Origin of the sequence: Sphingobacterium sp. UBA1498 (assembly GCF_002325125.1) — a bacterium.
In the GTDB taxonomy this organism is placed as follows: domain Bacteria; phylum Bacteroidota; class Bacteroidia; order Sphingobacteriales; family Sphingobacteriaceae; genus Sphingobacterium.
Map to the genome: position 1 here is coordinate 158,758 of NZ_DCRG01000005.1, position 20,309 is coordinate 179,066.

Consider the following 20,309-nt stretch of genomic DNA (forward strand, 5'->3'; position numbering starts at 1 on the left):
CAACCTTAGAGAGTTTAGGATTATACATTATTAATTTTTCATATTCTGGATCGAGCGACTTCCAGATACTGTCCAATTGTAACCTAATTTTATCATCATAAACGGTTAAACTCGCCGATATTTTTAAATTGTTGAGCGTATCCAACAACAGAAAGACCCATCAGCAGCACTGTCCATACTGATTTCCGATTGATTATCTTCTTTCCCATAATTTAAGTTTTAAACGGTTAGAATATTTCTTTTTTCTCTGATCAAAAACGTGAAAGATGCATCAAGGCTTTCTTTACACGATTGGAAATATTTTATTCCCTACTATACGTTGAGATGTTTTTTCTCCAGACCGCGCATACAGGTCGATAAATAGGTGTATTTTTCAACAGTACCACTTAACACTGGAGTAATTCCAACATTTTTACCTTCTAGATATACAAGTGTATAATAATAATGAGTTACCGTCTCTTTCTTTGTCTGTGCATGGCCTTTAGCTACAAAGCCTATAAACATAAATATGCACATCACCTTTGCAATAGTTTTCATAATCAAATTAGTTAATATATAGTAATGCTAAGTTCCATATTTGACACACACAGGTAAATACCCCAAATGGGGTATTTTTAAAATATCTATTGAGATGCAATAGTTTTAAGGGAAGAGATTGGAGTATAAATAGCAAAATGGATTCCTATTGATTGGAAGCACGAAAATTGTGGATCTGTTTGAGAAGTAATTGGATGTTCTTATCGAGATACTGCCTTTCCATAGTGCTATCAGCAGCAATTTTGAAATCAGACTTTTAGAGTACCAAAGACTAAAATATAAAATGAAATGAGCGACATAAAATAGATCGGGAGCTAGCGTGAACGCTTTCGCATCTTGTTGATCAATTTCAACAATGCGCTTCGGTTTTTTGCATCATGGTAAAATTTAGGCAGCTTTTCGAGCAAGGTAAAATGGCTCCGATCTTTATGCTCCCGTAATTTGGCAGAAATGTAACTTTCTAAATAATCAAGATGCGCGTAATTATAAGCCCAAAAAACATCATCTTTAAAGGGATGTACCAACCACAGTTCTGCACTGAAATAAATATGTGCTGCTACCTCTATATGTCCTTTGATTCCAAACACCCGTGTCTCTGTTGTTTTTTCTTTGTTATAACCACAGGATATACACTGCAGCCTTGATTTTTTGTTCGTATAATCTACGCTTGCCACAGCCTGCCTTCGACATTTCGGACAAACAACCAATACCTCTGTGCGAAAATCGGTCAACCTCTTGTTTTGATCATTAAAACGTTCAGTTTTCATTAAATTAATATGTCATATAGAATACTAATTTACAGCAAAGCATTTGATAGCTATATACCCCAATTGAGGTATATTAAAATATTTTTTATATTTTAGTATGAATAAATAACCTATTTATTAAGCCACATTATTGACTACGGACCGAGCGCCTATGGAACCTAAGAAACATCATCACCTCCTCGCCGACCTTTGGGAAAGTTATCCCGATGCATTGTCAAATGATTTTCAATCAGAAAAACCGTATGATATTGTGAATCACCTATCGGATATTTTGTCAGTTGGGCCATATTACCATTATGTAATCAATTTAGCTGACTATTCGCTTTCTCAAGTTTCAGAAAATATCACAAGTATCCATGGATTGGCTACTCAACCAACGACAATAAGGGAGGTCATAGACCAAATACATCCGGAGGATCTGGAGTTTGTGCTGAAAGCAGAAGAAGCTACATTAGTCAAAATGAAGGAAATTGGATTTGAACATCAACTGTTTTTGAAAACGTCTTACTGCTTTCGCATGCGCGTTGCTAAGGGCGATTATCACTTGTTTCATCATCAAGCTATACATCTTGCTAAGGATGATCTAGGACGTTTAACGTCTTCACTTAACATTCATACTGATGTACAACACATTACCCAAAGTAATAATAAAATTGTGCTCGTTACCGGTATTGGTTGTCGCGATGATTATTGTCAGATCGACTTATCAAAACAGCTTCCACAATTTGAGATCCCTAAACTTTCCAAGCGCGAGATGGAAATCGTATCGTTGGTTGCCAAAGGGAACTCAAGCCCGCAGATTGCTGAAAAGCTTTTTATCTCGCCAGATACCGTAAGGACACATCGTAAAAATCTATTTCGGAAAACGGGAACAAAAAGCGTAGGTGAATTTATCTGCAAATGTATTGAATGGGGGTTACTGCAGCTGATTTGTTTTTTTAATATAGAATTTTTCATATAAAATATCCCATTTAAAAAGTCGCAACAGTTATTTGTTAAATTTACTCATTATACTTATCGCACATTGAAAAAGGAATTGTTAAGCATTCAACAGAATAAAAGCTGTAGAATCAACAACTTCTCGTTTTCCATTATGTTAGGCTATTTCACCACTCAAATAGTTTTCACAGTGGATTGCTTGCCGGAATAGTAATTTATTTGGATTTGTCATAGAATGCTTGTAATTCATCTTTTGATTCCGTGAATTTAAAATACTTTGGTTCGTGTAAAATAGAATTGAAATAAATTTCCTGCATCCTTTTCTTATCCTTTAATTCAGCAGATGCACTGAATTGTGCAATCAATGTACTGTAAAAACTACCAATGTGCCATTCATTGTATGCTACTGTTTTATCGTATCCAACCCAATCAAAGTCTGCGTAGTCAAAGTTTTTAAAGTAGAAATATTCCTTGCCATTAAACTTTGGAAGCTTGTCGCAAAACTCAAGTATCTTTTCATTGTTTTTCATCATCTGTAGAACTTTGAACCGTCCTCCAACCAAAGCATCCATCATATTTAAAAAGAAGATTGCCTTTTCAGTTTCGTCCTTAAGTCCTAAACTATCCATATTGAAATTGTACTTGCTCAAATCAGCTTCGTTAAACAATGAAGCTATACCACCATGGATACGATAGTAGTAGTTATCAAGCAACCATCGACTATCAATCTGCTGGAATAGAACTTCATTTGCGACTTCAGCAGCTGGTCTTGCCTTGACTTTTTCGTTTGTCCTATTATAGTGAATTTCGCGGATGACATACCATAATACCAACTCTTCTTCGTTTGGTCTTGCAAGAAATTGTGTCTCCAAAATTGTATGGTCACCTTTGCCAACCGCAATTAAAGCATCAACAATATGATTCAGCTTAGGTGTCCGTAATGAGTCAATTGATTTGGCAAATTGATCTCCTCTTGAATTTGTATTATAGGAATAGAGCTCAGCAATAGCTATTAAATTATTGAAGTCTTTTTGATCAAGCTTTATTTGGGCTTTAGTAAAAATTGATGCTGCCAAAAGGATAAGACTTAGAAAGTATTTCATTATTATTCGTCTATGTGTTTGCATATTTGTTCTATCTGCGTCCAATTAGTTTCGTGAAGACATTAAATCTTCTGCGCCAACGGTCCATCTTTAGTCACAAGACAAGACCAACCGGGACAGGATCCCTCGGTAAGTTTTGCAATCAATCTGGATCCTAAAAATATCTTAGCCACTGTTTCTTCCCCAAAATCCCAGGTTACTTCGACAGGCGAACTCGCCTCAAATGGTTCGAGATTCTCTTTGACAAACTCCGCAGGATTTAAAAACGGTAGATTTTCCTTGCTATGCCATTCAGGTTCGCTCGGAGTCGGAGCCTTATTATATAACCATATATCTCCAACGATTCTTTCCTCATTTAATAAGTACGCGTAACAGACCTTATCGTCATCTTCGATAAATACCGCGAATTCTGGACGATCATTTGATACATATTTTGTTAAACTTCCCATTGGATGCTGATTTAAAATAACGAAGTCTGCCCTTTATCACTCCCCAATGGCGGCAATCCTTCCCAATCAAAAGCTTCGTAACGGTGCTTTCCATCCGGGGGGTTTGGATATCCTCTTAAGGTATACACCGAATAATGCTTCAACTTTTCATTGGGCATTTCAAACAGGAAAATGGGTGGCATATCTTCTTCGTTTATATTGCGCCGGCGATCGGCCTGCAGCTTCGGACCGTCAATATAGGTAGGCAATCCCCCCCACTCCATCTCGGTTAATGCCAGCTGGCTGGAATCCTTGTCCTTGTACAGGGTCGGATACTTGGGAAAGGTAATGGCCTGGACGTTTTCCAGATAGTCATAATTGTAATCCAATTGACGACGCTCATCCCGCAACTGCGGAAAAGTCTTTTTGATAATTTCAATATCGGTATGGAGAAAAATCCGATAGCCTGATCCTGTCGTTAACAAACTTTCGATTTTATCGGCATCTTGCGGCAGCTGCAAGGCCCTTCCCTCCTTTGCTCCCAATTGATAGGCATGCTGATCGGCGGCTTCCTTATCATCATAGGGTGTTAGTAGAAAGCCTGTCTTTTCCTTGACATCGGGCCACTCCAAGCGCTGCAGCACAAAGTCGACATAGCCGGACTCGACAAGCTCGCGAAAGGAACTTTTGGTGACTTGTTCAAAGGGATTGTACAGCATAGACTAAGATAGGATTTATAATCACAAAAAAGGCCGCCTGGAAAATATCCAGGCGGCCTTTAAATCTTATATTGTAATCTGTTTTATTTTCCTTTAGGCTTCTCTGCCTCGATCTGCTTTACAAACTCTACAGTAACGTCCGCTAATTCGGCAATTTCCGATATCGAAAACTTATTCGAACACAAAAGATTTTTTATTACTTCCGCTTTTCCAATAACTTTTCCCTCTGCTTTTCCTTTAGCCTCTCCTTCTGATATTCCTTCAGCCATTGCTTTTTCGCGCGCTCGTTTCAATAGCTCCTCCTGACTACTTCGGATACTCTCGGCATCCCATTTATTCCTTAAACTTACGTTGTACATCTCTCGTTCCTCCGGTTTTAGTTTGCTATACTCTGCTAACTGAAATAACTTCTCAAAAATAGGCTTACGCAAATAAGTGGAGAGTCCATTTAGCGAAGACATATTTTTGAGTACATAAAGCCAACGATCTAAATCATTAACTAACTCTGCCTCAGCTTTAACAAAGTTAACCAATTCTATATATATAAAGCCTAAATCGTCATAAAATATTTTACCATGATCTCGATAACATAAACAAATATCGTGCAAAAAATACTGCTCCTCCCCCGCATCAGGCATTGCAAATCCATCCATCAATACAATGATATAGACTTCGCTAATTGCATAATTCCAAGCCCTTCGGTTGCCTTTGGGTGCCTGATCCGAAATTAATTTACTACTGTAGTAGAGCATGCGCTTTTTCAAATTAACCTGCGACGTGCGCTGCACTTCAATAATAAACCGTTCCCCATTGTCTGCCGTACAGGTCAGATCAAAAATAACGGTACCGATATCCGCTGTATCACCGACATGTTCATTTTTGTTATAATACAGGTCAGCAATAACCTTGCGACCTCTAAAGAGCTCGTTTAAGAAAGCGATGAGAAGATCCTTATTAGTATCTGATCCGAAAACTTTTTTAAAACCATAATCTGTCGTGATATCGATATATTTCGACTGTTTTAATTCACTCATAATACATTGTTTTTAAATTGGTTAACAACGCAAATATAAGTAAATAAATACATTTTTACTAATATTTTTAGCGCAAAATATTATGCTATTTTAAGATTATAAAAGAACAGTTAGCTAATCAGAATTCAGATCTTATCTATTAATCCGACGGGAATTTGCCCGACTACTTTTCGTTCCGGTATGTGGGAAGTTTAAAGCTAAACCAGTCAATCAAAGATTCCACGAATAGATTCCATAGATCATGATTTAATTGAATGGGTAAAATTCAGTGGTCTACAAAACTGGAAGCTGGCTCCCGCAGATATTCCGATTGCGAACGAGTTGATTGAAAAAATTAAATACTGGAAATAGTAGAATTTTAGAACTAACTGGCAACTGTAATCGAACTAGGAGATCGGAAAGTAATAGGATAGACTTCAAGCGAGACGATGAATGCGGTAGATACGGTGATTTCTGCTTTTAAAATGGCACAAAAAGCAAGATCAATCACTCAAAAACTAATATTTCATTCTGATCTTGGTGTACAATATACATGTCACGAGTTTAGCTCTATACTGGAAAAAAATCCACTCATCATAGGAAGCATGAGTAGATAAGGGAACTGTTGGGATAATGCTGTGGCTTAAAGTTTTTTCAAGACCCCGAAGGCGAAATGTGTATATCGGCATAAATTCGCTTACAGGGAGCAAGCTGCACTTATTGTCTCTGAATATATTCAGGCTTGGTACAACCGAAAAAGTCAACATGCTGCCTCAGAATACTTACCTCCAGAGGAGTTTGCTAGAAAAATAAATAAACAAAATATTGCAGCTTAACTAGGTATCCATTTTATTGTTGCAATTCCACAGTGATCCTTATTGAACTTCGATATCTCCTTCAGAAAAATTGGTATATTTTGAGATACAATAGTTCATAATGAATTATCAATCTTAAATCTGGAGAAAGCAAATGAAAATTTCGTTGGATTTAAACCGTAAACGACTATTTACTGAGAAAATCAGTAATCGTTCGAAGAATTTAAAAAGGTTAAAAACACAAAATGTTAAGATCAAGTCTACAACGGATAATTTCCTGCCACAGATACAGTTAATTAAACTTATATTCGAGTAATAATTAGTTTAACCTCCTTTAAGTTTATGAATTTACTAAAAATAGGAATATCAAATTTCTTCATAATTAGGACAATCTCAACTATCTTCCTTTTTGCAACTATAAAATTGGAAGCAGTGTCTCAAAGCCAATTTAAGGATCAGGGAAAAGGCAAAATTATACTTAAATGGTATTTAACGCCACTCGACAACCCTGAGGTAAATGAATTATATCTGCAATATGTGTATTATATAAAGAGTAACTTAGTATTGCAGAAAGATACAATATATAACGAAAATATCATTAAAGACAATTTAATCAATCAAGGTGAATTAAAAGTCAAAGTTACTAATCCAGATTATATTATAAATCTAACTAAAAAACTTGTAAGAAGTGATTTAAAAGAAGCCCCCAATAAGATGAAAGATGTCGCTCTTTTAAATTTCGGCCCTGAATTGTTTTATAAAGCGTTGATATCTCCTCCTGTTGTAACTCAGATTGATACAACATCTCATATACCAACATATACTATCGCCGGTTTAGAATGCTTTAAAGGAAGTGCAAATTTAATGAATTCAAATTTTGAGTTTTTCTACACAAAATCAAGAACGAACGTATTATCTCCCCTAAACAGTTTCATTCCCAATTTCCCATTCCAAATTCTTAGGATTAAGATTCCGCTCGACAATAATCCAAATGCTATATCAGACTTTATTGTTGAAAGCATTTGCGAGGAAATTCCTAAAGATATCGAGGATTTAATTACATGGTAAGTGATCATTATTCACTTAGCTAAATTAAAATGAGAACAAAAAATATATTACTGACAGCAATTTCGCTCTCGCTATTAATGGCGTGTAAAAAGAACGAAAAATTAGATCCTGAACTCGATTATGGTACCTAACGTTAGCCAATAACATTAGCATGGCCTAAACAACTTCAACAAACCACGAAATAATTGGGCAATTTGTAAAAAAAAGGATTAAATTGGACTTTAACTTATACCATTGAAACTTATCATTAAATTTATGAAATGTATTTTTTTAATCATCTTCTGTTTTATCTCATTTATAGGATATTCTCAGAAGAATTCCCTATCTGTAGGTGCAAATAGTGACTTGTTACTGGAATCGCCTGCCTATGATTTCTATTATGGCTTTCAAGTTAAATATGGTCTTAAGAACAGAAATTATATTTTAGGGAATGTTGGATACAGTACGGCAAACATTACATTTATTGGTGCTGATTATGGTTATGACCTGATCAATTTTAGCAATATCTTCAAAGCTTATACAAATGCAGGGGTTGGGGCAGAATTTTACAGCGAGAAATGGAAACAGTCGGGAACGAGGGTTAAGGAAACTTACATACCATTAAACGTTCAAATTGGTATGGAACTCGCTATTGCAAAAAAACTGCAGATTTATACTGGCTATAAAGCGAAATATTATATTGATGAAGACGTGTTTGATCCCAATTATTTGAATTTTGGCGTACGATATAAATTAAGGTAGAAGTTAGTGATCTACTAAACTGGAAGCTGGCTCCTGCAGATATTCCAATTGCCAAGGAGTTGATTAAAAAAATTAAGGACTGAAAATAATAAAGAATTTCAGGACTAACCGCAGAAAAGATTATGGATAAAAAACTTGGTCTTAAAATAAAAGTCAATGGCAATCCAGTCACAAAGGCCGGATTGGACACAGATGACTATGTATTAATTGGCAATGTAACCCTTACGGAGCGATATAACGGAAGTAAGGACTTTACACTTAATGTAAGTGGAATGGATGGTGAGCAGAACGACCATCTCTATTGGTACGGAACCGAACTTAAAGCGGGTGATACAATTACTTTTGAAGTGATTGAAGCTCCTTTTGACGAACCCAAAATGAGAACCAAAAGTGCTATAGACCAGAAAGTCATGATAAAAAACAAACTGGAAAAATACTATCATCTGAAAGAAAGACTAAAAGACCACATCAAATAAGTCTATGGACAATTTAGGTATCAATATCAAAATAAACGGCGAACAGATTACAAAAGCAGGATTTAACAAGGCTCACTACGTATTGCATGCTATGGCTACTTTTGCACGTAGAGGAGGCAGCAATGACGCATTTGGTTTCCGTGTGGGCGGCCTAGATTCGGATGCAGAAAGTCATGTTAATTGGTTAAGTACAACACTTCATCTGGGAGACATAGTCACTTTAGAAATTGTAAAAGGTCCATTTGACCCTTCGGAGCCTCACCAACCTCCAGTTGTTTCGGAAGAGGACCAGCTAAAGTATGAGTTAGCGTTATTCTATCGTTTGAAAGAAGAATTGAAAGATCATATTAAAGAATAGAACCCTAGATCGAACTGCAGTGAGACATTTAGAACAACAAAGCACGATGAAACCCTTTTTATTAATAGTAATTGCCATTATCTTCAATTTTACAGCTAGTTACGCTCAGAAAGATCCTGAGCTTAGAGCTGCATTGTCTAAAATAAGCGCAGCCTCGACTCTTAACAACACACTTGCCACTTTAAACTTAACCTCGCCAAGGCTGATTAAAGCAATGGGCGGAAAAGAAAATGCCTTAAAGCTTTTTACGAAAAGTATGGCAGGAATACATAAAGATAACGTCAAAATAGATTCGGTAATCAACTATACCGATAGGGAAATTACCAAATTAAAAAATATTGAGTACTGCTTCTTTCCACAATTGATTATCTTCGGAATACCAGACAGTACAAAAAAAATGATTAGTTACTCGACTTTGATGGCTGTATTAAAAACTTTTTAGAACTACCTTTAGATAAACAATGCGAAGAAATACAATACTTCTCCATTATACGTGGGCTTTCGTTCCACAATTTCTTATTCTTTAATACGGCTATAAATCTAATAATGAAAAAAGTGTTTATTGGATTAACGCTTTTTTCATCATAATATCAGTTTGCTCATCATCACCCAGTATGAATATATGCTTGTCAAACGCTTTAAAACCATTTTTTTCATAGAATCTTATCGCACGTGGATTTTCTTCCCATACACCTAGCCAGATATAAGTTGCATCCAGCAATTCAGCCCGTTGAATAGCTTTCTCATAAAGAACCTGTCCTACTCTTTTCCCATGATAAGCACTTAAAACATAAATACGTTCAATTTCAAGTGCATTGTTATCTTGTGGTTCAGTCTGAGCTTTTCCCGTATTAAGCTTTAGATATCCAATCACTTTATCATTCTTTAAAGCAAAGAAGAATTCAGAACCTTCACAATTAAGCTCGCCAGTCAATTTCTCTTCGGAAAATCCTTCAGCAAGATAGGCTGCCATGTTCTTTGGAGTATTACTATCAGAAAATGTTTCAAAAAAAGTTTCTCTACCAATCTGTTGGAGAGCTGGGATATCCTCAAGGCCAACTCTCCTAGTTTCTATTTGTTCCATCGTATTATCCAGTTCATATATTTTTAATAGATCTATCGCAAAGATACCATCATGATAAATGCAGAAAAATGCTATTTTAGCATAAACTAATCCATAAATTGCATTAGTATGCATCTACAACAAATAAAGTACTTTTTAGTTCTTGCACGTGAGCTTCATTTTTGGAATGCGGCAGCAAAAGCAAATATTACTCAATCAGCCTTGAGTCGCCAAATTCAGTCTATGGAAAGATTCTTGGGCGTAAAATTATTCGAGCGGGATAAGCGAAATGTAAAGCTTACATCTGCCGGTCAGTTTCTCCAGGAAAAATGGGAGGTTGAGCTAAATAAACTTGAATTTTTTCACCGTCATGCCCTTCAGCTTCAGTTGGGAGAAACAGGTACTATTATTATCGCACACCCAGATTCAATCTCCGCATCAATAATGCCTGACATCCTTAGTAAAATCACATCACACTTTCCAAAACTAAAAATTGAACTTGTACAAGTTCGTTATGAGGACCAACATGAATTCCTAATCAACTACAAGGTTGACTTAGTGATCACTCGTGACATTAATACATACAAAAATATTGAGTCACATCAAATTTATACGGACTATCTTGCTTTAGTTGTTCCAGAAAATCATCCTTTCCAGGTTGTCGAGGACATTACAAAAGAAACGCTTAGTTCGCAAAAATTCATTCTACCAATAAAAGATGAAGGCAGTAGTTATAGTACTCTGGTCCAGGACCTATTCAGTTCTTTCAATATAACTCCAAACGCCCGAATTCATTCTGAATTCGGGTCGGCAATTATCGCATTGGTACGCAAAGGACTTGGGATTGCAGTGTTGCCAACCTCTTATATTCACCATGCCAATCCTGACATTCGATTTATTCAAACTTCAATTGAAACAAATCTTTATCTTAACTGGAGAAAAGACGATCAAAATCAGATATTGACTAACGTATTGCAGCTACTATTAGCTCAAAAAGTCTCTTCATAAAAGAATTCATGATATTTAAAAAAATAATTGTAATTATTGTTCCATACGCGGAGTTGTTGTACACCTAAACTAAACGTCGGAGGTCGCGATCTTCAATAAAACGTTTCTGATCTGCCAAAACAAGAAATCTGCTATAGATACTTTCAAAATGTTCAGCAGGGAAATCTATTTTCATATTTTTTAATCGATCTTTCAATGCGGCACGTCCACTCCTTGCCGATAAAAACAATTCAGGCAACTTTCCTCCTATGATTTGGGGATCAATAATTTCATAGTTTCTACGGTCTTTCAATACCCCATCCTGATGGATGCCGGAAGAATGCGCGAAAGCATTTTTGCCAACAATGGCCTTATTGGCCTGTACAGGATTTGACATTGCCCGTTCGACCATACCACTTAATTCTACAATATATTTTGGATCAATTCCGGTCGCAATACCTAGATTTTCCTTTACAATGAGTGTCAAAATAATTTCTTCCAAGGCAGCATTTCCCGCACGTTCTCCCACACCATTAATCGTTCCTTCCACCTGAAGCGCGCCTGCCATTAACCCAGCTATACTATTCGCTGTAGCCATACCTAAATCATTATGACAGTGGACAGAAAGAATTGCGTTCTCTTTTTCCCTTCTATTCTGGTTTACATAGGCTATCTTTTCAAAGTACTCAAAGGGTGTACAAAAACCATTGGTATCAGGAAGATTTACAACTTTTGCGCCCGCTTCAACCACCGTATTGGTCATTTGAACCAAAAAATCATTGTCAGCGCGGCCAGCATCTTCAGCAAAAAATTGTACTTCATCACATTTATCAGAAGCATAAGCCACCATCTCATACGCTTTTGCCAAGATTACCTCACGAGTGGTATTAAACTTATGTTTAATATGAATGTCCGATGTTCCAATTCCGAGCTGAATCCGTGCCACCTTGGCGGTACTCAAGGCCAAAGAGGCCTCTTCAATATCTTTCCTATTGGCCCTAGCTAATGCACAGACGGTTGCCCTTTTCACCAGTTTACAAACCGCTGTGACTGCCTTAAAATCTCCAGGTGAACTTATTGGAAACCCTGCTTCTATCACATCTACCCCCATTGCATCGAGTTTTTCAGCGATTTCTAATTTATCATTCAGTGTCAATTGGCAGCCCGGCCCCTGTTCTCCATCACGTAAAGTAGTATCAAAAATCTTAACTTGTTTCATATTCAACTTATTTCTATAGCTCAAAAGTACCAGAACTATAAAATTTAATATATTTGAAAATAAAACAATTGTTATTCAATAATGCCAAAATCCACCATCCCGTTCGTTCAATGTGCCAAGACCTTCTGCGATGGCACAATTGAATTACGTAACTATGGACAATTCAATACAGAAATGCATGCTCATGAACAAGTACAGGTACTTAGCCCAACAAATGGTACCCTCTTTATCTATACAGAAAAAGCCAGCTTCTGTGTACCGAGTACTTTCTTTGTATATATTCCAGCACATGTCCCGCACAAACTCATTTCCCGCTCCCAGCAACTGTCACTAAAAACCATTTTTGTCGATATGAACAATATGCACGACGACGTTAAGGTGTATCCATCAAATGAATTGTTGAATCATTTTTTGCTTTTTGGCCAACAACATTGGAAGCTGAAAGACCATGACACGTTGACCGCATCCACCTTAGAGGCCTTTAAGTCTATGCTCCCCATACTATTGGCAAAACCGATCCTGTTGCAAATTACGCCTGCAAAAAGTGAATTGATGATACAGGTATGCACGTATATCCTCCAACATCTCGACAATAAATTGTCAATCGCTGAGATTAGCGCTAATTTTTTTCTTTCGGAGCGGACACTTTTTAGACAGTTTAAGGAAGAAATGCAGATCACCATATTCCAGTTTATAAAACAACATCGCCTTCTAAAGGCGCTTCAATTATTGGAAAATAAGGATATGCATATCGCTGAGATTGTTTATCAAATTGGGTATGAAAGTGTACCGAACTTTTCCAATCTATTCAAAGAATATTTTGGACTATCACCTCAGCAGTATCGCGCGAGACTATAACATAATCTTATAGAATATACCTTATAACTGCTTCCAATTCGTTTTGTGAAAACGTCACATCTTTTGCGCCAAAGGCCCATCTTTAGTGACCAGACTTAACCAACCCGGGCTGGATCCATCGGTAATCGTAGCCACTACCCGGCCATATGCTAAGGATAGGATGTAGATGGGATTTTTGCGTTGAAACTTGGTTTTGGTATGTAGGTAATGGACAATATTTTTTTCGTAGAGCTTGAGCATACGCTTATCCCAGTTCTCTTCCTTGATAGGATTGTGGAAGATCCGATAGCCTGATGGTGTTGTTAACAAGCGTTCGATTTTATCGGCGTCTTGCGGCAGCTGCAAGGCTCTTCCCTCCTTTGCTCCCAGTCTGAATCCCACAACTAAATCTTACCTATTACTTCCTCAAAATCAGCTTTGATAAATTCCCAATATTTACCTTTTAAACACACAGGATCAAAGTCATTATCAGCATTTTCAAAATTGATTAAGTTAATCAAGATCGTTTTCTCATCGTGAGAAAACGGATATCGCTCTTCATGTAATGCAACCATTTGTGAAATCGAATACTTATCTAATAACTCGTGTAAATCCCAAAAATCTTTTTTACGTCCTCCTCGCTGAATCACATCGAGCTTCATGGCAATAATTTCTTCGATTGAGGCTAAACGAATATTATCTTCTTCGATAAGTTCTTGAATGAACGGGTCTGCATAGAAAACGTCCAATTTAACGCTGTTGTTTTTATCATTTCCAATCGTATAAGACTTTCCCATAGCGGGAGCAATATTGGACAAGTGATCGACATACGAAAAAGTATCTTTCAAGTAATTGTCAATTGACTCAAAGTCTAAACTACCATATGGAACATCCGAGAAAAGATCAATATCGACAGATTCCCTATGGCCTAAATGCAAGCTTAAAGCGGTTCCCCCAACCAATCGAAAAGTTGAAAAAACATCCGCTTTCATTAGTGTTAATAGTGTATCTCTTAATAGGTGATTAACAGTATTATAATATAACATAATTATTTGCGCTAATGTTTATGCAACAACATTGGAGCTGTTGTTGGTTCAGATAAAGCCTGCTGAACTTGCTCCTTGCCATAAAACCTTAGTATCTCATTTTTCTCTTCTTGATTTCCCCTTTCGAAAATACGATGAATTACGGCTTTAGCCTGTTTTTCCCAATCTATTTTATTGACATCAGTGTCCCAAAAAAGAACTTTTCGCAAAGTAGTCAAATCTGGCTTATTTATACTTCCAATGTTTGTTTTAGCATTTTTTATTTCATAAAAAGTTTGTAACAACGCAAAAGTCCCTTCTTCAATTCCTAGTGCCTGGTCAACTTTCAATGATAAAGGTACTGGAATGCCGCGTTTACCTTTTATGATTGCATTGAATATTTGTCTTTGTGTATCTATAGAGCGGGCAAATGGACTTGGCTTAATCGCACGCCTTTTAAGCTCTCTTTCTAAGATAAGCCCTGGATGAATTCCTTTAAAACGTTCCATACTTTTTTCCATAATACAAATGTAATCAAAATTGATTACACACTTACAGCTACACATAAAAATTCTTTAATGATATGACTCAGAAGTTCATTATTCACTCCGCGGATCGGGCTTTAGCGGCATCTTGGCACAGCGTATCACCTCGATAGATGGACAGCCATATTCGACAACAACTTTACCTTCGATCAAATAGATTCCTGCACCAAGGAGCGGATATTTCACCAGTGTTTGTGGAAAGTGTACCGTATCAAAAAAGCGTCCCTCGGCATCGAGGAAAGTGCCGAATTTCATTAGGTCGCCGCGCTTGGTCTTGACAAATTTTTCACAGACAAAGTCCCCCACTATCCGAATTATTTTACCTTCATGCAGATAGAGTTCCCGGGCCGGCATATCGCCACGGTAATCGCTTTTGGCAAGATCAAAAAGGGTTCCTGTGACGCAAAAGCCGATCAGCTCCATCTCGTCGTAATAATCCTCCAGGATATCTTCTTCCAAAGGTGGCAGTATAGGCTTGCGACTCTCGGTCTCAAACAGTGCTATACCCGCTGCCACAGGCTTATGCTTGCTCATCATCAGATGTGCCGCCCACAGCAGTTGCTTTTTGCCAGTCCCCGTAAAGCGCAAGGCTCCAACGCGGATCAGGATAACGACCTGCTCAATACCGGTCTGTGTCCGTTTAACAAAGTTCTCCAGACTCGTATACTTGCCATTGGCTTCGCGCTCCTCAATAATGCGATTGGCCAGTTTACCCTCCAGATTGAGCAGGCAGTCAAAACCGAGGTAAATATCTTTACCCTGAATGGAAGTATTAAAGACCGACTGATTGGCACAGGGCAGGCAGATATTGCCACCTGAAATTCGGGCCTCATTGACATACACCTTACGGCTGTAAAACCCTCCATAATTATTGAGCACCGCAACCATAAACTCCAAAGGATAGTAAGTCTTTAGGAAAAGACTCTGATAACTCTCTACCGCAAAGGATGCTGAATGCGCCTTGTTGAAGGAATAGCCCGCAAAGCTTTCCATCTGCCGCCAGATCTCGCGGCTGATCTTTTCGTCGTAGCCCTTGGCCTTGCAGTTGGAAAAGAATTTATCCTCAATTTCGATCAGGTGGTCTTTGCTCCGGTATTTGCCCGACATCATCCGTCGCAGCACATCGGCATCGGCCATATCGAGTCCGCCATAGGCATTAGCAATTTTCATCACATCTTCCTGATAGACCATCACGCCGTAGGTCTCTTCGAGCTGCTCTTTAAACACGGGGTGTGGATAGACGACCGTCGCGGGATCGTGATGCCGACGGATGTACTCGCTCATCATGCCCGAACTGGCCACACCTGGCCGAATAATGGATGAGGCAGCCACCAAAGTCAGGTAATCATCGCAACGCAGCTTGGTGAGCAGCTGCCGCATGGCCGGGCTCTCGATATAGAAACAGCCGATGGTATTAGCAGATTTTAATTGCGCTGCAATATGGGCATCGTGAAAGAAACGCTTGGGATTGTCGGTATCGATGACCACCCCCAAGTTTTCCCGCACAATGGTACGGCAATCTTTGATATGGCCGATGCCGCGCTGCGAAAGAATATCAAATTTCTCGAAGCCGATATCTTCGGCCACATACATATCAAATTGCATGGTCGGCAACCCTTTTGGCGGATTGTCCATCGCCGAATAAAAGGTCAATGGTTCCTCGGAGATGAGCACGCCGCTGGCATGGATGGTGCGCTGGTTGGGAAAGTCGGCCATGCGGTTGTAGACGCTCAGAATGGTATTGGTCACCTCATTCTTGTTGAGCATATGCTCGGGCTCATGCACCAAGCGGTCGATCTCGGCCTTGGGTAGTCCATACACTTTACCCAGCTCGCGCAAGATACTCCGCGAACGAAACGTACTCATAGCGCCCATAAGTGCGGTATGACCTGTCTGATAACGATTAAAAATAAAATCATAAATCTCGTCACGTTCGTTCCAGCTGAAATCGATATCAAAGTCTGGCGGACTCTTGCGCTTGGGGTTAAGAAAACGCTCAAAAGGTAGGTTGAGCGCAATGGGATCAACATCGGTGATACCCAAGCAATAAGCTACTGCAGAATTGGCTCCCGAGCCCCGCCCTACATAGTGAAAATTGCGCCCTCGAGCATAGCGGCAGATCTCGTCGGTAATGAGAAAGTAACTGGAGAAACGCAAGTTTTCGATAATCTCAAGCTCGCGCTGAATGCGTTCGGTGGCCACCCGGTCCTGACGACCATAGCGCCTGGAGAAGCCGTCTATGCAGTATTTGTGCAGGAGTTGCTTATCGTTGTAGCGATTGCCCGTAAAGGTTTCTTTATTCTTGACGCTGGTAAAATCAAAACTGAAAGAACACTGGCCCAGTATGCGGTTTGTATTGGCGAGCAGCTGCGGCAGATCCGAAAATAACCGCATCAGCTTAACCCGGGGGATAAATACCTCGTCCTCGGCTGCAGTCTGATCCGGGCTCAGTTGCGAAATCAGCAGGTTGTTGTCAATGGCCCTTAATTGCCGATGTAAGGTATAGTCGGCCTTACGAAAACTCACTGGTGCCAGGATAACACAGCGGTCAAGCACCTTTCGGTCCATCAACTGGACACGTGTACGCTCAATGGGTCTGATGCCAATGTATTCGTAGTCCTTTAGCGGAAAAGCATTGAGTTTGCTAAGGGGATAGATGACAAAGACCTGTTCGAATTCGGGTGCACGCTCGGGTACAGCACGGTTTTCCATATTAAGCTTGGTCCGATAGTCATTGATCTCCCGAAAGCCCTTTTCGTTCTTGGCGATGGCGACGAAACAAAGTTGATCGTCGTGGCGAAACTCCATGCCGGCGAGCAGGTTCAATCCTGCGGCCCGCCCCAGCTTAATAAAGTCAAGCGAACCGGAACTGTTATTGATATCGGTAAGTACGGCGGTATCATAACCGCCAGCAAGCATGCCCGAGATAAGATCCTGCAGGCTGAGCGTGCCAAAGCGCAGGCTATAGTAACTATGTAGATTTAAGAGCATGATCCCCTCCTTTCTCCGGCAGCGGCGCACAGATGGCCTTCATCAGAAATTCGGCGCCATAGCGTTTTCGGATCTTGTCCATGGCCTGCATCAGATTGACCTCCTCGGCGCTATCGTCGAAGAGGTCGGTCTGATAGGATCCGTAAATTAAACCCGAGAACTTAATCCCGATAAGGCGTATCAGCATCCTGCGGCTATACAGTTTCTTGAAGAGTGAAAGCACCACATCGGTAAGCTTTCGATCCGAATTGGTATAACCGATCTGCAACTGCTGCGTATGGGTATCAAAGTTGCTGTAACGGATCTTGAGGGTGACACAGCTGGTCAGCTTCTGCTCTTTGCGCAGATCAAAGGCCAGTGTATCGACCATACCGATCAGGGTGCGGCGGAGTACATCCATATCGATCGTATCCTGCTGAAAGGTATTTTCTTTGGACATGGACTTTTGCTCCCGAAAAGGTACCACCAGGGAATCATCGAGACCATTGGCTTTGCGCCAGATATTGATCCCGTTTTCCCCGAGGACCTTTTGCATGGTGAACACCTCCATCTGCTGCAAGGTACCGATCTTAGAAATTCCCATATTCCGGAGTAAGGTAAAGGACTTCTCGCCTACCATTGGGATTTTGCGGATGGATAGCGGTGCGAGGAAGCCTTTTTCGGTACCATGCTGCACCTGCTTTTCGCCGCAGGGTTTGGCCGTGCCTGTAGCAATCTTAGAAACTGTTTTGTTGACCGACAGGCCAAAACTGATGGGAAGTCCAGTTTCCTTGATAATGCGCTGGCGGAGCTCCTGTGTCCATTTCCAACAACCAAAAAAACGGTCCATACCGGAGACATCTAGATAATGCTCGTCTATACTGGCTTTTTCGACAATGGGCGTGTCTTCTTCAATGATTTGCGTGACGATGCCGGAATAGTGACTATAGCGATCGTGATCGCCCCGTACGACTACTGCTTCGGGACACATGCGCAGGGCCAGCCGCATCGGCATAGCGGAATGCACGCCAAACTTACGGGCTTCATAGGAACAAGAGGCAACTACACCGCGGTCACTGCTTCCTCCTATGAGCACAGGTACTCCGATGAGCTTGCTGTTCTGCAAGCGCTCGACAGATACAAAAAATGTATCAAGATCACAATGTACTATACTCCTCTCCATGTTTTTCAATTGTGCCAAAAGCACTGCATTGTGCGTTTTGATTTTTGGTAGTTGCTGTATTCAAAATTACTAATATTATTAGCAAACAACCAAGAGGGCACAATGGTTTAATTTTTATCACAGTCATTGTCAGCGATATATTTTGTAACCCGATGTCAGCTTAAGCACGTTGGCGGCTTTTCTGTTTATCATGAAACAGAACCTATGAACGAAAATACACGCAGCTACTTGAAGGGTGAGGGATTTAGTCTTTAGCTTCTTTTTAACGTTTTTGTCGAAAAGCAAAATATATAATAATTACACTAATAAACATTAAAATGGATGCTAGAAAAAACGGAGCTCCTGAAAATTGAAATGGTGCTTTATCATGAGTGAAATAATAGAATAAGTTTGTCATAATTGGAGGTCCCAAAATAGCCGTAACACTCACTAAACTTGATAATGCCCCCTGCAGTTCACCTTGTTCATTTGCAGGAACATTTTTACTGATTATTGATTGAAGTGCGGGTCCGCAGATTCCACCTAAGGAATAAGGAACGAGAAAAACAAACATCATCCACCCTTGATTAGTAAATGCAAAAAGCATTAAACCTAATGCATAAAATAGCAACCCAAAATATACACTTTTATGTTCCCCTAATTTTGGCGTTGTCCACCTCATTAGAATGCCTTGTACAAAGCCAAGCAATAAGCCGAGCAAACCAAGCGATAGACCTACAGTTCTTTCCGTCCAATTAAATTTATACATAGTAAAAAAATGCCAATTGCTTTGTACAGCGTGGAGGGCAACATAGACCAAAATTAAAGCGATGACGAGATTTGATATTTTTGACTGTTTTCTCAAAAAATTAACTGTTCCAATGGGGTTTGCACGTTTCCAGCTAAATGACCGACGTTTATCTTTTTCTAAACTTTCCGGTAGTATAAGCAGGCCGTAAAGAAAATTGACCATGCATAATATAGCAGCGAAATAAAAAGGAACTCTCGCGCCATAATGGCCAAGCAAACCACCTATTACAGGACCTATAATAAACCCTAATCCAAAAGCTGCGCCGATTAAGCCGAAATTTTTAGTTCTGTCTTCATCGGTCGATATGTCAGCTATATATGCACTAGCTGTTGAAATACTAGCCCCAGTAAGACCGGCAATGATTCTTCCAAAAAACAACCACCCAATAGAAGGCGCTAGTGCTAAGAGTACGTAATCAATAGCAAATCCAAAAAGAGAAATTAAAATAATTGGGCGTCTCCCATACTTATCACTAAGATTACCCACTATAGGTGCAAATATAAATTGCGTAATGGCATACGCAAAACCAAGCCAACCTCCATATCTCGCAGCTTCACTTAGGTCATTATTGATAAGTTCTCCAATGAGTTTAGGAACTACGGGAAGTATAATTCCCCAACCTGTAATATCAATCAACAACGTTATAAATATAAATCCAATAGCTGCTTTTTTACCTGTTTTTTTCATCCTGTAAAATTAAACAGCGATAAATAGCAGGTATTGACA

The 20,309-nt window shown here is 39.3% G+C and carries 22 protein-coding genes and 1 pseudogene; 9 read left to right on the top strand and 14 right to left on the bottom strand.

Annotated features, from left to right (window positions below):
- Nucleotides 1-312 precede the first annotated feature (312 nt).
- Both B3139_RS05575 and B3139_RS05580 read right to left on the bottom strand, forming a co-directional pair.
- A complete protein-coding gene (locus B3139_RS05575) occupies nt 313-537 on the bottom strand; it encodes a hypothetical protein (RefSeq protein WP_293880627.1) in 225 nt (74 codons plus the stop codon).
- A 314-nt stretch (nt 538-851) separates the two neighbouring features.
- On the bottom strand, nt 852-1,304 hold the full coding sequence (locus B3139_RS05580) for a hypothetical protein (protein WP_293880629.1): 453 nt from the start codon (nt 1,302-1,304) through the stop codon (nt 852-854).
- 151 nt (nt 1,305-1,455) lie between these two features.
- Here B3139_RS05580 and B3139_RS05585 point away from each other — a divergent pair, with 151 nt between their 5' ends.
- Nucleotides 1,456-2,265, top strand: a complete 810-nt coding sequence (locus B3139_RS05585; protein WP_293880631.1) for a LuxR C-terminal-related transcriptional regulator — start codon at nt 1,456-1,458, stop codon at nt 2,263-2,265.
- A 193-nt stretch (nt 2,266-2,458) separates the two neighbouring features.
- Here the strand turns inward: B3139_RS05585 and B3139_RS05590 are convergent, their stop codons facing one another.
- From B3139_RS05590 to B3139_RS05605, 4 genes are all read right to left on the bottom strand, one after another.
- Nucleotides 2,459-3,346, bottom strand: coding sequence for a hypothetical protein (locus tag B3139_RS05590; RefSeq protein WP_293880633.1), 888 nt, complete (start codon nt 3,344-3,346; stop codon nt 2,459-2,461).
- Between the two features lie 62 nt (nt 3,347-3,408).
- A complete protein-coding gene (locus B3139_RS05595) occupies nt 3,409-3,795 on the bottom strand; it encodes a hypothetical protein (protein WP_293880635.1) in 387 nt (128 codons plus the stop codon).
- A gap of 11 nt (nt 3,796-3,806) precedes the next feature.
- Complete coding sequence (locus tag B3139_RS05600; RefSeq protein WP_293880637.1) at nt 3,807-4,493, bottom strand: hypothetical protein; 687 nt, start codon at nt 4,491-4,493, stop codon at nt 3,807-3,809.
- 83 nt (nt 4,494-4,576) lie between these two features.
- Complete coding sequence (locus B3139_RS05605) at nt 4,577-5,527, bottom strand: Rpn family recombination-promoting nuclease/putative transposase (RefSeq protein WP_293880639.1); 951 nt, start codon at nt 5,525-5,527, stop codon at nt 4,577-4,579.
- 638 nt (nt 5,528-6,165) lie between these two features.
- Between B3139_RS05605 and B3139_RS21515 the strand changes: the two are divergent.
- From B3139_RS21515 to B3139_RS05630, 6 genes and pseudogenes are all read left to right on the top strand, one after another.
- A pseudogene (locus B3139_RS21515) lies at nt 6,166-6,342 on the top strand (IS3 family transposase); the annotation flags it as partial.
- Nucleotides 6,343-6,663: 321 nt separating this feature from the next.
- Nucleotides 6,664-7,389: a hypothetical protein gene (locus B3139_RS05610; RefSeq protein ID WP_293880641.1), complete on the top strand. Its 726-nt coding sequence runs from the start codon at nt 6,664-6,666 to the stop codon at nt 7,387-7,389.
- 255 nt (nt 7,390-7,644) lie between these two features.
- Entirely contained in the window at nt 7,645-8,130 is a 486-nt protein-coding gene (locus B3139_RS05615; RefSeq protein WP_293880643.1) for a hypothetical protein, read from the top strand.
- Nucleotides 8,131-8,252: 122 nt separating this feature from the next.
- Nucleotides 8,253-8,606 carry a hypothetical protein gene (locus tag B3139_RS05620; protein ID WP_293880645.1) on the top strand — a complete coding sequence of 118 codons (354 nt, stop codon included), beginning with the start codon at nt 8,253-8,255 and terminating at the stop codon, nt 8,604-8,606.
- Nucleotides 8,607-8,610: 4 nt separating this feature from the next.
- Nucleotides 8,611-8,964 carry a hypothetical protein gene (locus B3139_RS05625; protein WP_293880647.1) on the top strand — a complete coding sequence of 118 codons (354 nt, stop codon included), beginning with the start codon at nt 8,611-8,613 and terminating at the stop codon, nt 8,962-8,964.
- A gap of 19 nt (nt 8,965-8,983) precedes the next feature.
- The gene (locus tag B3139_RS05630) at nt 8,984-9,406 is read left to right on the top strand and encodes a hypothetical protein (protein WP_293880649.1); all 423 of its coding nucleotides are present in this window, start codon (nt 8,984-8,986) and stop codon (nt 9,404-9,406) included.
- A gap of 117 nt (nt 9,407-9,523) precedes the next feature.
- Here B3139_RS05630 and B3139_RS05635 read toward each other — a convergent pair whose 3' ends face one another.
- Nucleotides 9,524-10,162 carry a GNAT family N-acetyltransferase gene (locus tag B3139_RS05635; protein WP_293880651.1) on the bottom strand — a complete coding sequence of 213 codons (639 nt, stop codon included), beginning with the start codon at nt 10,160-10,162 and terminating at the stop codon, nt 9,524-9,526.
- Between B3139_RS05635 and B3139_RS05640 the strand changes: the two genes are divergently transcribed.
- Nucleotides 10,157-11,035, top strand: coding sequence for a LysR family transcriptional regulator (locus tag B3139_RS05640; RefSeq protein ID WP_293880653.1), 879 nt, complete (start codon nt 10,157-10,159; stop codon nt 11,033-11,035). The two genes, B3139_RS05635 and B3139_RS05640, sit on opposite strands and share 6 nt — an antisense overlap.
- A gap of 64 nt (nt 11,036-11,099) precedes the next feature.
- On the opposite strand, the gene B3139_RS05645 is transcribed toward B3139_RS05640, so the two are convergent.
- Nucleotides 11,100-12,233, bottom strand: coding sequence for a 2-isopropylmalate synthase (locus B3139_RS05645; RefSeq protein WP_293880655.1), 1,134 nt, complete (start codon nt 12,231-12,233; stop codon nt 11,100-11,102).
- An 81-nt stretch (nt 12,234-12,314) separates the two neighbouring features.
- Here B3139_RS05645 and B3139_RS05650 point away from each other — a divergent pair, with 81 nt between their 5' ends.
- Nucleotides 12,315-13,091: a helix-turn-helix domain-containing protein gene (locus B3139_RS05650; protein ID WP_293880657.1), complete on the top strand. Its 777-nt coding sequence runs from the start codon at nt 12,315-12,317 to the stop codon at nt 13,089-13,091.
- Nucleotides 13,092-13,145: 54 nt separating this feature from the next.
- On the opposite strand, the gene B3139_RS05655 is transcribed toward B3139_RS05650, so the two are convergent.
- From B3139_RS05655 to B3139_RS05680, 6 genes are all read right to left on the bottom strand, one after another.
- Nucleotides 13,146-13,472, bottom strand: a complete 327-nt coding sequence (locus tag B3139_RS05655) for a hypothetical protein (RefSeq protein WP_293880659.1) — start codon at nt 13,470-13,472, stop codon at nt 13,146-13,148.
- A gap of 2 nt (nt 13,473-13,474) precedes the next feature.
- Nucleotides 13,475-14,116, bottom strand: a complete 642-nt coding sequence (locus tag B3139_RS05660) for a nucleotidyl transferase AbiEii/AbiGii toxin family protein (RefSeq protein WP_293880661.1) — start codon at nt 14,114-14,116, stop codon at nt 13,475-13,477.
- Between the two features lie 11 nt (nt 14,117-14,127).
- The gene (locus B3139_RS05665; RefSeq protein ID WP_293880663.1) at nt 14,128-14,616 is read right to left on the bottom strand and encodes a helix-turn-helix transcriptional regulator; all 489 of its coding nucleotides are present in this window, start codon (nt 14,614-14,616) and stop codon (nt 14,128-14,130) included.
- Nucleotides 14,617-14,694: 78 nt separating this feature from the next.
- Nucleotides 14,695-17,631 carry a DNA polymerase III subunit alpha gene (locus B3139_RS05670; RefSeq protein WP_293880665.1) on the bottom strand — a complete coding sequence of 979 codons (2,937 nt, stop codon included), beginning with the start codon at nt 17,629-17,631 and terminating at the stop codon, nt 14,695-14,697.
- Nucleotides 17,612-18,793: a DNA polymerase IV gene (gene dinB / locus B3139_RS05675; RefSeq protein ID WP_293880667.1), complete on the bottom strand. Its 1,182-nt coding sequence runs from the start codon at nt 18,791-18,793 to the stop codon at nt 17,612-17,614. Before dinB ends, B3139_RS05670 begins: the two co-directional genes overlap by 20 nt.
- A 262-nt stretch (nt 18,794-19,055) precedes the next feature.
- Complete coding sequence (locus tag B3139_RS05680) at nt 19,056-20,270, bottom strand: TCR/Tet family MFS transporter (RefSeq protein ID WP_293880669.1); 1,215 nt, start codon at nt 20,268-20,270, stop codon at nt 19,056-19,058.
- Nucleotides 20,271-20,309: the final 39 nt, after the last annotated feature.

Bases quoted from the DNA above. Each gene is read 5' to 3' on its own strand.
- B3139_RS05575 (WP_293880627.1), bottom strand. From the start codon at position 537: ATGAAAACTATTGCAAAGGTGATGTGCATATTTATGTTTATAGGCTTT.
- B3139_RS05580 (WP_293880629.1), bottom strand. From the start codon at position 1,304: ATGAAAACTGAACGTTTTAATGATCAAAACAAGAGGTTGACCGATTTT.
- B3139_RS05585 (WP_293880631.1), top strand. From the start codon at position 1,456: ATGGAACCTAAGAAACATCATCACCTCCTCGCCGACCTTTGGGAAAGT.
- B3139_RS05590 (WP_293880633.1), bottom strand. From the start codon at position 3,346: ATGAAATACTTTCTAAGTCTTATCCTTTTGGCAGCATCAATTTTTACT.
- B3139_RS05595 (WP_293880635.1), bottom strand. From the start codon at position 3,795: ATGGGAAGTTTAACAAAATATGTATCAAATGATCGTCCAGAATTCGCG.
- B3139_RS05600 (WP_293880637.1), bottom strand. From the start codon at position 4,493: ATGCTGTACAATCCCTTTGAACAAGTCACCAAAAGTTCCTTTCGCGAG.
- B3139_RS05605 (WP_293880639.1), bottom strand. From the start codon at position 5,527: ATGAGTGAATTAAAACAGTCGAAATATATCGATATCACGACAGATTAT.
- B3139_RS05610 (WP_293880641.1), top strand. From the start codon at position 6,664: ATGAATTTACTAAAAATAGGAATATCAAATTTCTTCATAATTAGGACA.
- B3139_RS05615 (WP_293880643.1), top strand. From the start codon at position 7,645: ATGAAATGTATTTTTTTAATCATCTTCTGTTTTATCTCATTTATAGGA.
- B3139_RS05620 (WP_293880645.1), top strand. From the start codon at position 8,253: ATGGATAAAAAACTTGGTCTTAAAATAAAAGTCAATGGCAATCCAGTC.
- B3139_RS05625 (WP_293880647.1), top strand. From the start codon at position 8,611: ATGGACAATTTAGGTATCAATATCAAAATAAACGGCGAACAGATTACA.
- B3139_RS05640 (WP_293880653.1), top strand. From the start codon at position 10,157: ATGCATCTACAACAAATAAAGTACTTTTTAGTTCTTGCACGTGAGCTT.
- B3139_RS05635 (WP_293880651.1), bottom strand. From the start codon at position 10,162: ATGCATACTAATGCAATTTATGGATTAGTTTATGCTAAAATAGCATTT.
- B3139_RS05645 (WP_293880655.1), bottom strand. From the start codon at position 12,233: ATGAAACAAGTTAAGATTTTTGATACTACTTTACGTGATGGAGAACAG.
- B3139_RS05650 (WP_293880657.1), top strand. From the start codon at position 12,315: ATGCCAAAATCCACCATCCCGTTCGTTCAATGTGCCAAGACCTTCTGC.
- B3139_RS05660 (WP_293880661.1), bottom strand. From the start codon at position 14,116: ATGTTATATTATAATACTGTTAATCACCTATTAAGAGATACACTATTA.
- B3139_RS05665 (WP_293880663.1), bottom strand. From the start codon at position 14,616: ATGGAAAAAAGTATGGAACGTTTTAAAGGAATTCATCCAGGGCTTATC.
- B3139_RS05670 (WP_293880665.1), bottom strand. From the start codon at position 17,631: ATGCTCTTAAATCTACATAGTTACTATAGCCTGCGCTTTGGCACGCTC.
- dinB (WP_293880667.1), bottom strand. From the start codon at position 18,793: ATGGAGAGGAGTATAGTACATTGTGATCTTGATACATTTTTTGTATCT.
- B3139_RS05680 (WP_293880669.1), bottom strand. From the start codon at position 20,270: ATGAAAAAAACAGGTAAAAAAGCAGCTATTGGATTTATATTTATAACG.